General features: G+C 38.6%; 11 protein-coding genes. 7 read left to right on the plus strand and 4 right to left on the minus strand.

Annotated elements, in window-relative coordinates:
• Positions 1-52 precede the first annotated feature (52 nt).
• Positions 53-1,186 (minus strand): branched-chain amino acid ABC transporter permease, encoded by a 1,134-nt coding sequence (locus tag VB713_RS20510; RefSeq protein WP_323313355.1) that lies wholly within the window; start codon positions 1,184-1,186, stop codon positions 53-55.
• Between the two features lie 155 nt (positions 1,187-1,341).
• Here VB713_RS20510 and VB713_RS20515 point away from each other — a divergent pair, with 155 nt between their 5' ends.
• Both VB713_RS20515 and VB713_RS20520 read left to right on the plus strand, forming a co-directional pair.
• Positions 1,342-1,539, plus strand: a complete 198-nt coding sequence (locus VB713_RS20515) for a hypothetical protein (protein WP_323313356.1) — start codon at positions 1,342-1,344, stop codon at positions 1,537-1,539.
• Between the two features lie 141 nt (positions 1,540-1,680).
• Complete coding sequence (locus VB713_RS20520) at positions 1,681-1,941, plus strand: cytotoxic translational repressor of toxin-antitoxin stability system (RefSeq protein ID WP_323313357.1); 261 nt, start codon at positions 1,681-1,683, stop codon at positions 1,939-1,941.
• A gap of 333 nt (positions 1,942-2,274) precedes the next feature.
• Here the strand turns inward: VB713_RS20520 and VB713_RS20525 are convergent, their stop codons facing one another.
• Entirely contained in the window at positions 2,275-4,503 is a 2,229-nt protein-coding gene (locus VB713_RS20525) for a PAS domain-containing protein (RefSeq protein ID WP_323313358.1), read from the minus strand.
• 222 nt (positions 4,504-4,725) lie between these two features.
• Between VB713_RS20525 and VB713_RS20530 the strand changes: the two genes are divergently transcribed.
• Positions 4,726-6,312 carry a glucose-6-phosphate isomerase gene (locus VB713_RS20530; RefSeq protein WP_323313359.1) on the plus strand — a complete coding sequence of 529 codons (1,587 nt, stop codon included), beginning with the start codon at positions 4,726-4,728 and terminating at the stop codon, positions 6,310-6,312.
• 270 nt (positions 6,313-6,582) lie between these two features.
• Here VB713_RS20530 and VB713_RS20535 read toward each other — a convergent pair whose 3' ends face one another.
• Positions 6,583-7,299, minus strand: coding sequence for a cyclase family protein (locus VB713_RS20535; RefSeq protein ID WP_323313407.1), 717 nt, complete (start codon positions 7,297-7,299; stop codon positions 6,583-6,585).
• Positions 7,300-7,514: 215 nt separating this feature from the next.
• Positions 7,515-8,492 (minus strand): Rieske 2Fe-2S domain-containing protein, encoded by a 978-nt coding sequence (locus tag VB713_RS20540; RefSeq protein ID WP_323313360.1) that lies wholly within the window; start codon positions 8,490-8,492, stop codon positions 7,515-7,517.
• Positions 8,493-8,784: 292 nt separating this feature from the next.
• Between VB713_RS20540 and VB713_RS20545 the strand changes: the two genes are divergently transcribed.
• The 4 genes from VB713_RS20545 (at position 8,785) to VB713_RS20560 (ending at position 16,278) form a co-directional block, all read left to right on the plus strand.
• Complete coding sequence (locus VB713_RS20545) at positions 8,785-9,456, plus strand: TetR/AcrR family transcriptional regulator (RefSeq protein ID WP_323313361.1); 672 nt, start codon at positions 8,785-8,787, stop codon at positions 9,454-9,456.
• Positions 9,457-10,055: 599 nt separating this feature from the next.
• Entirely contained in the window at positions 10,056-12,614 is a 2,559-nt protein-coding gene (locus tag VB713_RS20550) for a dynamin family protein (protein ID WP_323313362.1), read from the plus strand.
• Entirely contained in the window at positions 12,601-12,870 is a 270-nt protein-coding gene (locus tag VB713_RS20555) for a hypothetical protein (RefSeq protein ID WP_323313363.1), read from the plus strand. The genes VB713_RS20550 and VB713_RS20555 overlap by 14 nt, the downstream gene beginning before the upstream one ends.
• Positions 12,871-12,876: 6 nt before the next feature.
• Positions 12,877-16,278 (plus strand): molecular chaperone, encoded by a 3,402-nt coding sequence (locus VB713_RS20560; RefSeq protein WP_323313364.1) that lies wholly within the window; start codon positions 12,877-12,879, stop codon positions 16,276-16,278.
• Positions 16,279-16,285: the final 7 nt, after the last annotated feature.

Genomic DNA, 16,285 nt, shown 5'->3' on the forward strand with positions numbered 1-16,285 from the left:
CAATTACCAATTACCAATTACCAATTACCAATTACCAATTACCAATTACCAATTATTTACCAAGAGTCAGTTCTTCCTTTTTTCCTAAGATACCTTGAGGCCGCCAAATCATTAGTACCATCAGAATTAGACCAATGAACATAACCCGAAAAGCGCCAATACGTTCTACATCTAAAGGGACGATTTTGGGTAAAAATTCCCGCGTCAGGGCATCATAAGCAAAATAAATCACTGCACCTAAGATTGTGCCGATATTATTTCCAGAACCGCCTAAAATCACCATAATCCAAGCATCAAAGGTGAGTTGGGGTTGGAAGTTATCAGGATAAATGGCGCTAAGTTGCCAAGCGAAGAAAGCACCGGCTACACCTGCGATCGCACCACCGAGCATTAAAGATTGGAGTTTATACCAAAAAACGTTTTTACCAAGTGCTTTGGGAATCTCCTCATCTTCACGGATAGCTTTGAGAATTCTACCCCAAGGCGATCGCACTAAAAACTCTAACCGCCAAAATACAAACGCCAATACCGACAACGCTAACAACATCAAACCCGCTTTGGGGTTGTAGTCATATAGTCCAATTACACCAGAAATGTAAATCGCTAATGTCAACACTCCTAATATCGTACCCACTCCCAAACGCGAAGCAAATTCTTGTTTACTGCTATTATTTTTAGCCACATTACCAGTCCGCGATATTCTGGCAGATTTTACCCAACGCCACAACGAAAAGAAAGTCACAATTGCCAAAAAAGTCAGCACACCAATCATCAGTAATCGCAAAAATAAATTTGGTGTTGCATCCAATGGTATAGTATAAGTCTGCACACCAAAAGCCCCAGATACCCAGGCATCACCTACCGGTAACTCCTGGTTATTTACCACCAAACGAATCAACTCCCCCGTGCCAATAGTGACAATAGACAAATAATCAGCCCGTAACCGCAAAGTTGCAAAACCAATTACCAAACCCAACAAAGCGGCAACAATCGCCCCCACTATAGCTGAAAATAGTAGAGGGACACCCTTTAAACTTAGCAAAACGGTGGTGTATGCTCCCAAGGTCATAAAAGCGATATGACCAAAGTTAATTAACCCCGTAAAGCCCCACTGCAAATTCAGTCCTAGTGCGAACAGTGCAAAGGTAGCCGTAGAAATAGCCAGAAAAATCAGATATTCAATCATAATTTAGTCATTGGTCATTGGTTGTTGGTCGTTATTTTGCCCCACCTCCCATTCCTTGATGCAGGTGGAATAGATTGTAGTGTACCTTGGGTATTGTCAAGATTAACTGGAAATATTGCTGTTTTTCGTTAGGGTGTATTTGAGCAATTAACATTATGAACTTACTACGAATTAGAACGCATCATCTCATTGAGCAATTAGCAGATGAAGATCTGCAAAATGCTTGGGAATTTCTCCAAGCCTTGCATTTTGATTGTTATATGCTTAAATCTATAGAACAGGTTAAGCCATCACAGCATCCGTGGGACATACTAACCCATGAAGAGGCCATACGACTATTGATGTTCCTCTAAGTCAAATTTGATGAAAGAGTCAATACAATCTGCCGGTTACATAAAATTTCTTTTGTAGCTTGCTTCCCTGAAAGGGTATTCTGACTCCTGACTCCTGTATTCTGTTTGATAAAAGTTAGCAAACAAAAATTTGGTGAGCAAGTGAATCTGGAAGTGCGCTATGCTAGGTCTTTTTTAGTAGACCTCAAAAGTTTAGAACCTGTAGCCTATGTACGGGTGTATGATTTTGTCTTTGTTGAGTGTGCTACTCAAAAATGGCAATTGCATGGACTCCCAGAATTGAGAAAGCTTGATGATAATGGAGTTTTTTATCGCTTCACTATAGATAGTTATCTTATAGGCATAGAAATTAGGGGTGAAATAGTCAAATTTTTGCGTGTCATCCCTATGCCAGATGTGTAGGGAAGAATTCAGGAGTCAGGAGTTCAGGAGTTCAGGAGTTCAGGAGTTCAGGAGTTCAGGAGTAAAACCCTTTTATAGCGAAATTTTTATCATTTTATTAATTAAACATTAACCAGCTATCCAAAATTATACGAATTACGAATTATTTTAATGTCCTGAGTAACTTAAGTAGGGCTTGCTGTTCACGGAGCATATAAACCAAAAACCTATCACTTGACTAGATTCAAGACTATCTTCTTCTTCCTTCTTCCTCCTGACTCCTGACTCCTGACTCCTGACTCCTGCCTCCTGACTCCTGACTCCTGATTCCTAGCCCTAAGTATGTTTGAAAATTTATCTGATTTTAGTTGGAATTTGAATTATAAACTGAGTCCCCTTTCCTTCAGCAGAAAAGCATTCTAGCAAGCCCTTGTGTTTTTCTGTGATGATTTTATAGCTAATTGAAAGTCCTAATCCAGTTCCTTTACCCACAGATTTAGTTGTGTAAAAAGGATCAAATACACGGTGTCTAACCGATTCGGGTATTCCCATTCCATTATCGGCAATGATAATTTTGATTCGATTTTGACTAGTCATTTTTGTAGAAATTGTAATGCAACTGGGTTCGTTTGCAACTTGTTGATTATGGCAATTACTATTTTTTTGTTCTATAGCATCAATAGCATTACTAATGATATTCATAAACACCTGATTCAATTGCCCAGCATAGCATTCTACCAAAGGTAAATTGCCATAATTTTTAATCAATTGAATTTTTGGACGTTCGGCTGTTGCTTTCATGCGGTTGTGTAGAATAGTAATGCTACTATCAATTCCTTCATGCAGATTTACATTCTTAACTTCGGATTCATCTAAGCGTGAGAAGTTGCGTAGAGAAAGAACAATTTCCCGAATCCGTTTAGTACCTATTAGCATAGATTGCAGAACTTTTGTAATATCTTCAGTCAAAAATTCTAGATCAATTGCTTCGATTTCTGTCTGAATTTCTAGTGATGGTTCGGGATAGTTTTGTTGATATAGATTTAGCAGACGTAATAAATCTTGGGTATATTCCTCAAGATGACTTAGATTACCGTGAATAAAGTTAACGGGATTGTTAATTTCGTGAGCTACACCTGCTACCATTTGCCCCAAACTAGACATTTTTTCGCTCTGAATCATTTGCAGTTGGGATTGTTGCAGTTCTATTAAAGCTTGCTCTAGTTGATTTGTCTTCTGTTTTAATGCTGCATCTGCTTGTTTGCGTTCAGTGATATCCCGCGAGATGCCTACAGTTTGAGTTACAGATCCTTCGGTATCAAAAATTGCGTTTTTAATGGTGCTAAAAGTATGAACTACTCCATCATAGCGAGTAATTTTCTCTTCTATAATGAGGGTTTCGCCTGTATTGAAAACATAAGCATCATCTTGAATATATTGCTGTGTATAATCGGGATTATTAAATGGAGCATCTATAATTACCTGGAGTTGTTCTAAGGTCATGCCGTAGTAATCACGAAAGGCTTTGTTAGCATAGACAATGTGTGATTCTGCACCTTTACAAAGCACAAAATCTGGCATAGAATCGAGGATTTGTTGATAGAGATTTTTTGTTTCTAGTAATTCTTTCTCTGCGTGTTTACGGGCTGTTATTTCCAGGCTAGTGCCAATAATCCGATAAATTTCACCTTGGGCATTTTTCAAAGGAGATAGTGTTGTCAAAAACCATTGTATTTCTTGTCCAAAGTGGACAGATTCTTCGTAGGAGATGGAAGTTTTTGCTTTGATACACTGTCGATAGTTCTGTTCAAAATCGATATTGCTGAATTCTCCAAATGCTTCAGCTAGAGTTTTTCCCTGGATTTGTTCAGTGGTTAAGCCGGTAATTTGTTCGATTAATGGATTGAAACTAAAGAGGCGAAATTCACCTGTTTCTGTAACATCTACGACAAAAATACCCACTTTTGTTTGTGTATAAATGCTTTGCAAAAAGTCTTCTCGTTGACGCAACTGTTCTTCTACCTGTTTGCGTTCTGTGACGTTCCGGCAAACAATGACACCCCCTTTAATTTCACCATTGTCATCTTTGATGGGTCTGCCACTAATATTTGTCCAGATTCCCTCCGGTGCTTGCTGATGTCGGCTAAACACTTCAACATTGTCAAAAATTTCGCCTTTTAAGCTGCGTACTAGGGGAATTTCTGCTGTTGGAAATGGGGTAATCTGATCTGGAAGAAAGAGTCCATAATGCTGTGACCATTCCTCTGGTTGGGTATCTGTAGCACCGCTACCATACATTTGTGCAGCCGCTGAGTTAAAGATGAGAAATTTTCCGTTTGTATCGGTGACGATAACTCCATCGCTCATGCTGTTGAGAATTAATTCTAGTAGATTGGTTGTGTCTGGGAGTTCTGTTTCAATAAGTTGATTTTCGCTGGCTGGGTTTTGATTTGACTCAGACTTTCGTAAATGTGCTAATTCCTGTTCTAATTGAGCGACTCGTTGCTGTAAGGTGGTTATTTCTTGTTTTAAAGCATTTACTTCATCTTTGGGCATTTCAGGAGTTTGAGAAAACTGAGTCATATCAAATCCAATAGCGTTTGCATGATTGAACAATCACTTTAGACACTGAGACCAATAATAAAAATTATAAGTCAGACATAAATAATGACGGTAAAATTCCCGTGATGCTGAAAAACTCAGTCTTTCCCTTGCCGACTGTAAACTGTATAAGACAAAGCAGGGATCGCCAGAACCATACATTAAACTGGAGTTTGACAACAATATAGTTGAGATTTCCCTCTTATGGATGCTAAGGCACTTTGGCAACGATACCAAGATTGGTTATATTACCACGAGGGATTAGGACTGTATCTAGATATTAGCCGGATGCGGTTCGATGATGCCTTTGTGAAATCGTTGCAGCCGAAGTTTGATAAAGCTTTTGCTGATATGGTAGAACTGGAAAAAGGTGCGATCGCAAATCCAGATGAAAACCGCATGGTAGGACATTACTGGTTGCGGAATCCAGATTTAGCACCGACACCAGAACTGACACAAGAAATAGTCCAAACCTTAGAACAAATCGAAGCTTTTGCAGACCAGATACACACTGGCGCGATTCATCCCCCCAACGAACGCAGTTTCACAGATATTATTTCCATCGGTATTGGTGGTTCAGCCTTGGGTCCCCAATTTGTCGCTGAAGCCCTTTCCCCTGATTCTCCCCCACTAAATATTCACTTTATCGACAATTCCGATCCTGCCGGAATCGATCGCACACTCACCCAACTAAAAGATCACCTTTCCAGCACTCTGGTATTGGTAATTTCCAAATCTGGGGGAACTCCTGAACCCCGCAACGGCATGATAGAGGTGAAAAAAGCCTATACTGCCCAAAATTTAGATTTTTCTAAATATGCGATCGCTGTTACCGGCATAGATAGCAACCTAGATAAAGTCGCAAAATCAGAAAATTGGTTAGCTCGATTCACCATGTATGATTGGGTGGGTGGACGTACCTCAGAAATGTCCGCTGTAGGGCTAGTACCTGCCGCATTACAGGGCATTGATGTCCGTGCCATGCTAGATGGGGCAAAAGAAATGGATGATGCCACCCGCGTCGCCGATCTCAAGAATAACCCAGCCGCTTTATTAGCGATCGCTTGGTATTTCTCAGGAAATGGCAAAGGTGAAAAAGATATGGTTGTCCTCCCTTACAAAGACAGCTTGTTGCTATTTAGCCGCTATTTGCAACAACTGGTAATGGAATCCTTGGGTAAAGAAAAAGACTTAGATGGCAAAACTGTACACCAAGGTATCGCCGTTTATGGTAACAAAGGTTCAACCGACCAACACGCCTATGTACAGCAATTGCGTGAAGGTGTACCCAATTTCTTTGCAACCTTTATTGAAGTTTTAGAAGATCGTCAAGGAAAATCCACAGAAGTTGATCCTGGTGTAACATCTGGTGATTATCTCTCTGGTTTCTTATTAGGAACACGTCAAGCACTGTATGAGAATCACCGCGATTCCATTACAGTCAGCATTCCTCAAGTTAATGCTCGCACAGTTGGCGCGTTAATTGCATTGTATGAACGGGCTGTAGGTTTATATGCCAGTTTAGTAAATATCAATGCTTATCACCAACCAGGTGTAGAAGCTGGTAAAAAAGCCGCCGCTGTCATTCTCGATTTACAAAAACGAGTTTTGGAAGTTTTGGCAAAAGAGAAGAAAGCACTTTCTATTACTGAAGTCGCTGATAAAGCCGGCGTTGGTGATGAAGTTGAAGCAATTTACAAAATTCTCCGTCATTTACACGCTAATAATCGCGGTGTAGTGTTAACTGGTGATTTAGCTAAACCAGGAAGTTTAACTGTTTCTCTCGGTTAATAATATTCCCTAATATTCCCTGCGTTCATTAGATCCTCGATTTCTTTAGGAAGTCGAGGATCTTGTTTTTTATATATACTAAAAACGGGTTAAAAGTGTCATTCTGAACGAAGTGAAGAATCTCCGAGATACTTCGCTGCACTACGTTACGCTCAGTATGACATAAGTCCAGATTTCACCAGTTGGTAGTATAATTTGGATGAACATATCTGGTGTAATCACCGCAGGTAAATTGAATAATGCGATCGCTTTTGTTTACAAAGATGCTTTTCAAAATAACGCCATTACCGCAGCGGGTGAACCGGAACCACCCCGCAGTCTGAGAATACCAATTATCAAAGTAGTACCTTGGGGTGGCAGTTGATCTAAATTCGTGAGATTTTCTAAAACAATCCGTGATTTTGCTAAGACCAGACGATTAATAGTAAAATTAGTATCCTGCCCTGAATCTACGCCGTGTGTATCAATTCCCACACCAGCAATTTGCCTTTCAGTGATTAAAAACTCCGTTGCATCACTCCCAAACCCTGGAAAGTGCATATTTCCTGAGGCATCTTGATTCAAAAATGCGTTTTTATTCAGCCATTTAGCTTGCCAGCCTGTATACAGTAGCACGATATTATCCGCACCAATAGTTCCAAATTCTGCTTCCCAAGTCAGGATATCTGCAATAGTTAGGAGATAGTCAGGATTAATTGTGGCTTGTTTACAAATATCTATCACCACCGCAGGTGCTACTAACGACTGGGCAGAATATTGGTCAACGCCAATACCATTTCCGTGAAAACTACTAGGGGCATTGATATGAGTAGCACTATGTTCCCCTAAGGAAAAACGCCGTAAATAATAGCCATCATCTTGCAATTCTGCAACAGTAGTAAATGTCACAACCGGATCACCAGGCCATTGCGGTATACCTGTGTCAATCAAATGACTCAGGTGGATAACACGGGAATAGGAGATACAGCTTGGCTTCTGGGGGTGTATGGTAGCATTCCTCTATATATTGCAGCTAAATTTTAGCATAAAGAATCCCCCAATTCCTGTACATTCAAGGTCAGTTGGGGGTTTCCAATGTTGCAGCAAAGAGTGATATTAATACAAGTGAACAGCTAAAAAGTTAATTTTTGATAAACAAGAGATTAAGCCCAGGTAAAAAAGCATTATTGAAAAACAAATCTTACTCTCTGCGAGAGAACAATTCAGACATCTTCAATCATGGAGAAATTTTCAAAATTCCTTTTTACCCAATCCATACCGATTTCGTTATCTAATTTTATATGTTGAGGAATATTTGGATATAGTTTACCCAAAATATCAACATCTTGCTCAACTATTACTTCTGCTAATCGGACAAAGTTATTTTTAATTAAATTAGCAATGGGATGTTTAGCCTGACTATAAACTAAAACATAGGTGCGTGTCTGTGTTTCTGATTCGGGAATGAAAAAATGAATTTGTTTAACACTAGCCACAGGACTTTCGCCATGTACGACTAGAAAACAAGGAAAGAAATTTTCTAAATGGGCATTAATTATGTTAGGAATAGCTATCAATGCGGGATTTTTGATTAAGTCATTAAATTTAGTCTGTTTTCTAATTAAATCAAAGTAAGCATGGGAGTGATATTCATTGTCAATAAATTCTTTAAATTCTACTTTGTCGATTTCAAATAATGGTCGATGTGTACCATTTTGATGATCGTAGTCGTGCATATTTAGCAGCATTGTCAATAAATCAGTTTTGACGCTGAAGTTTTTTGTATGCCCAATAAATTCATATTCTTCAGCAAAGTCTTTTAAAATTGTGGGGATAGAAATTTTTGGTTCATATCCACCATAAGTCCAAATAAAATCACCTTGAATAATTAACTCTAATGGTTGAAGTAAGGATTTTGTTTGTTTATTACTATTTGGTAAAACTGTACAACCATTGCTGTCAAATTCTAAAGCATGAAACGGACAAACTACTGTGCTACTACCATCTGCTTTTGTTACGCACCAACCTTCGGAAAGCATTGCACCTAAATGGGGACAGGCGTTAGGTAAGCAATTAATTTTACTTGCTTTATCTTGCCAAAGTACGTAATCTTTTCCATAAAGAGAGATTTTAAATGGCTGATTTGGTTTCAGCATGGAGCGATGAGCTAATAACCAAGGTGCGCCTTGTAACATGGTCATAAAAGCCTCTTATTTAATTAACTAATTTTTTAATTAGTTTAATGTATGCGTAAGATTGCTGTCAACCATGATTTATGTTGTTATGTATTTAATACCAATTTTATGTGAGGTTGCACATAATTCTGAAATCCATTGATTGATCTGTCTTTATCCGCGTTTATCTGCGTACATCCGCGTTAAATTATTCTATGCAGCTTCATATTAATCTGCTATAAGGTGCGTCAGATGTCGAAAATCTGTTGATTATTGCTGAATTATCGAGTCTGACGCACCCTACACAACTATTGTTACTATGTACAAGCAAAGTACGGATTGTAATAGTGTGGTTAAGTTGGTGAGGAATCAGGGAGGTGCTAAATCGGTGCGGGATGCGGAGGTGACACAACAGCAAATTCTGGATGCAGCGGAGATAGAGTTTGCTAGGGATGGGTTAAAGGGGGCGCGGTTGAGTGCGATCGCACATCGTGCGAAAATTACAACAGCAATGATTCATTATTACTTTGAGAATAAAGAAGGTTTGTATAAGGCTGTTTTACAGCGTCCGATTAATGAGTTAGAGTCAATGGTCGGTCAAATAAACCTTGACCATTTACATCCAGAAGCAGCACTAGAACAAATTATCCGCAGTGCGATCGCTTACGAAGCCGCTTATCCCCATCGGCAAATGCTGTGGTTTCAAGAAGCGAGTCAAAATCAAGGTTTGTATTTTAAGCAAGTTAACCCTGGGAGTTTGTACACACCACTACTGCAAGTTTTAGAACAGGGAATCAAGGAAGAGTGTTTCCGTCCTGTAGATCCATTTTTAACCTTGACGCACATTATTAGCGTCTGTATTTTCTATTTTACTGTCCAGGAAAACTGGAAACATTTAACACCAGAGATAGATCGTCTGAGTCCAGAAATGATAGAAAAACACACAGAAAGTGCGATCGCTTTAATTTTAGGTGGTTTAGTGGTTAAGTAGGGGACTGTCAGAATCAGGATGTCCAGGATTAAAGGATGAACAGGATGAAAACTGGGATTTTATCAATGGAAAATTGATAGATAGAGGAAGGAAATTTTTAAGAAATTATAAGTAAGGTTGAAAATCCAGGTCAGATAAGTTACACTAACAGAAGTGGTAAAAGTTTTTCGACACCACTCGCCTGAACCTTCAAAACTGCATGATTTCGTTGACTGGTGTCGATTGCTTACGGGATAAGCGTTTTCAGTTCCACAATACCTTACTTATTGATAATTTTTTGGCAATTATTGAGAATAAAAAAAGTGATGTCGAAATGTGGGTCTAATGACTCCTAGCCCTAACGGAAAGACTTTTATGTCTAACGGCACGCTACGCGAACAGCAAGCCCTATATAAAATCCCTGTTTTCATCCTGTAAATCCTGAAATCCTGGACATCCTGATTCAGACAGTTTCCCTAACTAGCAACTTACCTCCTACCCCTGCTGTCTCTCTCTGTCAACTGTCAACTGTCACCTGTTACTCGTTGCATCAAAAGTGGAGTTTTACCTTTTTTGTGCTATAACCCACACAGAAAATGAACTCAGGCAGAAACGACTCTATGGAACCAGATAAACTGGCCAGGTTTAAAGAGTACGGTGAATTTATCCTTCGTAAAATCGACTCTGTACCCCAACGTCCTTCCCAACAAGAAGATTGGATTCCTACTAGCCTCGATGATTGTCTCATGGGTCTGCGAGAGGCTGCACAGAAGACTGTAGAACTGGCTGCTTCACCCGTAAAAATCGGCATAATGGGTGAATTCAGTAGCGGTAAAAGTTTGCTGCTGGGTAGTTTAATCGGTTATGCAGACGCTTTACCAGTCAGCGAAAACCCGACAACTGGAAACGTCACCGCTATTCATATTAAACCCCAAGATGGTTTTAACACAACTCAAGTTAGTGAATATACTGTAGAATATTTATCTAATGAAGGGGTGAATGAATGCCTACACTTCATGTTAAGCGAGGCAAATCGACGCGCTACAGCAGCCGGACTCCCACCGTTACAAGTTTCTAAAATCAAGACAGGGAAAGATATTTCTGGTTGGTGCGAAGAAGCTTGGAAGAGTTCAACTAATTTAGAATTACGCTATCTGTTGAGGGAATTAGTATTATTTTTGCGGGCTTATCAAGCCTATGGTGAGGCATTATGTGGTAGCCATTATCACATTGATGCAGTTACAGCCCATGAAGGGTTACAACTCACAGAAATGCCAATGGCTATCCAAACTCTCAAATTTGAGGATATACCATCAGCACACGTTCGCTTACCCAGTGCGCCCCAACGGTTACAAACGCAATTATTACAAAATAGCTTTCCCTTAATTCGGCGTGTTGATATTGAAGTAAAAATATCACGGGAAATTTGGGATGTCAGTGGGGCTGAAGAGTTTGTACTATTAGATTTTCCCGGTTTGGGTGCAGCTAACTCCGGTGCTAGGGACACCTTTTTATCTCTGCGAGAACTGGCACAGGTGCAGACAATCCTAGTATTGCTCAATGGTAAATCACCGGGGAGCGATCGCGCCAACAAAATTTTTACCATGATGCAGCAGCAACGACCAGGACAAGATTTAAAAGACTTAATTCTCGTCGGTGTCGGTCGCTTTGACCAATTACCTTTAGACAGTGAAGGTGGCGAAAGAATACTCGATTTTTTAATCGAAGATCACCCCAATTCACAACCTTTACACACAGATATAGTATTCCAAAAACTGAAAGTTTTACAAACCATTATTGATGGTGCAGATGCATTTACCACCCAAAAAGACCGCATCATTTTATTATCACCACTATTAGGTTTAGCTGAATTAGCAAAACGTTCAACCACAGTTAAAGCAGGTTCAGACGAATTTCTCGCTAATTTAGATTATCCAGACTACTTAGATCGTTCTAAACGACTACAACAAAAATGGGGTAAATTAAGCGAACGGTTATTAACAACAGAACCTCGTAATCCACTAGGTAGACAGTTAAGTTATTTCGCCCAAGATGGAGGTATTAGTAAACTGCGAGAATTGATTCAAAATCATGTTACTACTCATGGTTTAAAGCAATTATATGAAGATACTCGCAGGGCTGCTGATCTTGTCCGCCAACAACAAGAACAACTCAAAGATATCATCGCCGAAATTCACGAACAAGGCATACCCACAGAAGATAGTCCAGCTTTAGTTGAATTGCGTTTAGGAATTGAAAGCTTAGATAAAACCTACAGAAGCTTTCACAAAGATTTAGGAAAAGAACCACTCAAAGATCGGCGAGGAATTGTTGTTAGCGATGTCATCAAAGACGAACTAACTTTTAGAATCTTGAATTGGAGTCAATGGACTTTATTATTTAATAAAGCTCATCATGGCACAATTGCCTTAGCAGAATCAAAAGGTGCAGCCGGAAAATTATTTGACAGAGGAAATAGAGTTAATAATTCCTTACCTACCAAGAGTGATGACTTTTATCCAGAATTTGAAAAAACAGTTAAAGAACTAGAAAACTTTGCCCGCGAAAGAATCCGTCAAGCAGTAGTAGACCTGTTGAATAAATTAGCTCATCAATTAGTCCTAGAAAGAGAAAAATTACAATCAATTATCAACCCAGAAATGGAACAAATAATTGAAGAAAAATTTGGATTAGAAGCAGCCGATTTATTTTACAAACTCCTCTTAGGATGTGATCCCAATCAATGGAAAGAAGCTATTATCGTAGAAATCAGCAATCAAGATAAAGCCATATCTCCAGAAACTATCTTTCCCCTAGCGCGACAGGATGAAAAACACAACATTGGGCAAATATTTGATTGGTCCCCAGAGAAAAACCAAAACCCATCTCGTTCTGCTAATCATCAACTTTTTGTCCTGCGTCTGCGAGATGAAATTACCGCTAGTGCCAGTCTTCATCTTGTACAGTATGTCAGCGAAGTGAATCAACAAGTTAATTCAGAATTAGAAGGCATCTTAGACCAAATTATTCCTAGTTTACAAAACCTATCTAAAAAAGAAGAACTCCTCAGATATATAGCCGCCGGAGACTCACCCCCAGAATTAGCAATTCCCACCTGGTTACAGATTCTCGCTGATATTGCCACAATTAATGAAAATGTAGCCTATGAATATCTGTAAAACTTTATGGCATGGGATTAATTACCAATTACCTATCTTCTTCTCCTTCTTCTTCTCCTTCTTCCTTCTTCCCTTCGCGTCCTATACCTACGGTACACTTCGTGAACGCGGTTCATTTAACCCGTATTTTTCGGCAGCAAAGGAGTACCAATCACCAATCACCAATTACCAATCACCAATTACCAATTACCAATTACCAATTACCAATCACCAATTACCAATTACCAATCACCAATTACCAATTACCAATCACTAATTAATTATGCCTGTGGAAATTAGCCTTCCACCTCGTTTTCAACTACGAATCAAAGAAAATCAAAAATTGGATTTACCTGCCATTCAAATTATCGCTACCAACAGCAATATTCCTCATATTTCTAGCATTACCTGTACCGTTAGAGGAAGTCCCACAGAATTAGCAGAACAAATCCAAAAAACCTACAAACACTTTGATTCTGCCACACCACAAAAAATCTCTAACTTATGTCAACTAGGTCAATATTCTTATGTGTTAGAGAAACCTCTAACCCAAACAGTAAACTGTACCTTACAGGTTATTGTTGAATATTTTGATTCTGATACTACAGGAAACCCTATATTATCCATACGCAAAAATATAAGTGCTTCCTGTAACCTTTGGTTTTCTCCAGATTTTGAAACAACAGTAACAGATAAACCCATGAACCCTCTTGAATTAGACACATATTTAAATAAATTGAGTCAACAATTAAGTGAAAAACTCAATGAGAAATCACAAAAAAGATTTCCCGGCTGGTTCGCTTTAGACTTTGGTACTTCTAACTCCACAGTTACACTGTTTGACCCTATTGAAGTACCAATTGCAGAAATTTTACCCAGAGAACAAGAATTAAGATTACGCCAACGTTTAACAGAGTGGTTAAATTCTCCCGCTGCTTCTGCTTTACCTGATATCGGTGCGAGTGAATGGGAAAAATTTATTTCTAATATTAGTAAAAACTTGGAAATTGAACCAGAACAATTAAGCGAAATTTTTGAAGGTGATAATAAGGAACTCTTTTTAGAAGCCATTCGCCAAATTGAATTATGTTTAGGAAATAGTGATAGATTCCGCCGTGCTGTTAGCAAAAAACTTTATCAGATATATCATGAAGTTTTCCGCGTCCCAACATTAGAATCACAAAATTTGATTCCTGTAGTCTTAGATATAGACAGAAGAGATACAGAAATTCCCAGCGAAATGGAAATATCGCAAATAGAACCCTTAAAATTGCAAATGGGTAGGGAAGCAAGAGACAATAGAAAAAAAGCCATAGCCCAAGGTACAATTAGTTCCGTTAAAGACATTATCAGTAGATTTCACCACTCACCTAAACGCTACTTTGGTCAAAATCGAACTTTCCCAGTTATCTTAAATGGTGAAGAACAAAATATCCAAGTTAACCAATTAATTCAAGCAGCTTGGGCGCATTTAATTGACTTAACTGAAGATTATCGTCAACGGGCTAAAAGGAGATTTTCTGAAGGAGATTTATTAACAGCAGTTGTCACCTATCCCACAGTAGCACCCCCAGTAGTGCGGAAAGAAGTTAAAGCATTAGTTCATGAACTAGGAATTGATGATGTCCAAACTGCTTATGATGAAGCGGTATCTGTAGCTATATTCTTTTTATGGCGAGAATTTGGCGGAAATCTCAATTTAGGAATTGAATCTTTTAAAACTCGTTGTCGCCAAGACAGAAATAAATGGTCACAAAATGTTTTAGTTTTAGATATTGGTGGCGGAACCACCGACTTAGCTTTAATTGAACTGACATTAGAAGATAAAACACCATTCTTTGCTGATAATGAAGATAGAGGTTTAGGTGGACGTTACTATAAACTTACTCCTAAGTTATTAGGTTCTTCTGGTCATTTACAACTAGGCGGTGAGTTAATTACACTCAGAATATTCCGGTTATTAAAAGTAGCAATTGCTGATTTTCTACTGACAGCTATAACCATAGGTGACATTGAAAGTGATAAATTAGAAGATTTAATTAACTCAGAATTAAATGAACGTTTTCTAGAAGATGGTAAATTTAAAAGTGGCAGTTTATTGAAATGTCTAGATAAAGCAAACCCCGAAGGTGATGTTGCTTTCAAAGATGCTTTAGATACAGCAGAAAAAGTATTACCTACTCGTTGGCAACAAGCACCCCAACGCCTCCAAACATTTTATACTCTTTGGGATCATGCAGAAACAGCTAAATTGAAATTGGGGCAAAAATCACCAGGAGATGATTCTTTATTAACCTTCACTCTTTCCGAACAACAAATTAGTGAATTACTAGCCCAAAGTGCAGTTAAATTCCAAATCATCATTCCTGATGCGATTTCTCTCACCCTAGACAGTCAGCAGTTTGACCGCGCTGCAATTTCGGCAATTAAGGAAGCCATTGGTATTGCTAAAGGACTGATGGAAAGTCGCTTAAATACTCAAACTAATCAAAAAGTAGATTGGTTAATTCTCTCTGGTAAAACTTGCAATCTCGACTTAGTACAACAACAAATTTATCAAGAATTTAGTAAATCTCCTTATTTTGTCTGGAATCCAGAAAGAATTACTTTCGTTTTAGAATTTACCAAACTTGCCACCTCTGCTGGTGCTTGTTATGCTGAAAAACTGCGCCGATTAAGATTTGATCCTGAAGAATCTAAAAGTCTGCTAAGAAAAGGTGCAAACCAGCTGGAAATAGATGTTAAAAACCTATTTTATTATCTACCTTGCAACTTCAGACGCAAAACCCAAAGTAACGAACTATTACCCATATTCAATGCTGGACAAGAACTTTATCAACTTTCAGCTTGGGAAAGTATCGCCAAAGTTCGTACCCATTGGCAAGGTATACAATTAACAAATATCATCTATCGACAAGACTATGAAGATGGAGATTTACGCCTGTGGGGTAGCTTTGATGGTAAGACTTTAATGGAGAAATTGGGAATGGTAGAACCAGATTTTCTCAAAAAAATTAAAGTCCAATTTGAAATAGACCAAACCCTGCAATTTAGTGTTTTACTCTGTCAAGGAAGTCCCCATTATTTAATAGATGTTAATGGTATTGACATCAAGTCAGCAATATCAGATGATGCTGAATCATCAGACCTATTTACTGATGGTAAATTGAAATGGAATATCGCCATTGAACATCCCTATAAAGATTTAAGTGATGGTGACATTGCCATCAATGTTTTAGAATCAGCAACAGTTGATCAACCAGATGCCTATCATTTAGTATTTGCAGTTGATGGCAATGAAAGTAAATCTCTGCAAACATTTCACTATGTACAAGATGGTGTAAATGAACTAGGAAGTGGCGTAATTAGTAATCCTTTACCTCCCTTCCCTCAAAGTGGACAACACACCTTCTATATTTATCAAACAGATAGTGAAACCAACAGCAAAAAATGGATACGCATTGGTTCACTTAGCAAACCAGATATCACCACAGACTACCCCTGTCAATATCATGTGACACTTGATAATCAAGGCATATTAAGAATGCACGCAGGCGTTGTACCTTATTGGACATCACACAATCAAGAATGTCTCCAACAAGCAGGATGTGTTTATAGTGCAGAACTAGAATTACAACCCAACGAAGTTGATAAAGAACGCGATCCTTTTTGCGGAATACATTAAATAATCT

The organism is Anabaena cylindrica UHCC 0172 (genome assembly GCF_034931625.1).
GTDB classification, from domain to species: Bacteria; Cyanobacteriota; Cyanobacteriia; order Cyanobacteriales; family Nostocaceae; genus Anabaena; species Anabaena cylindrica_A.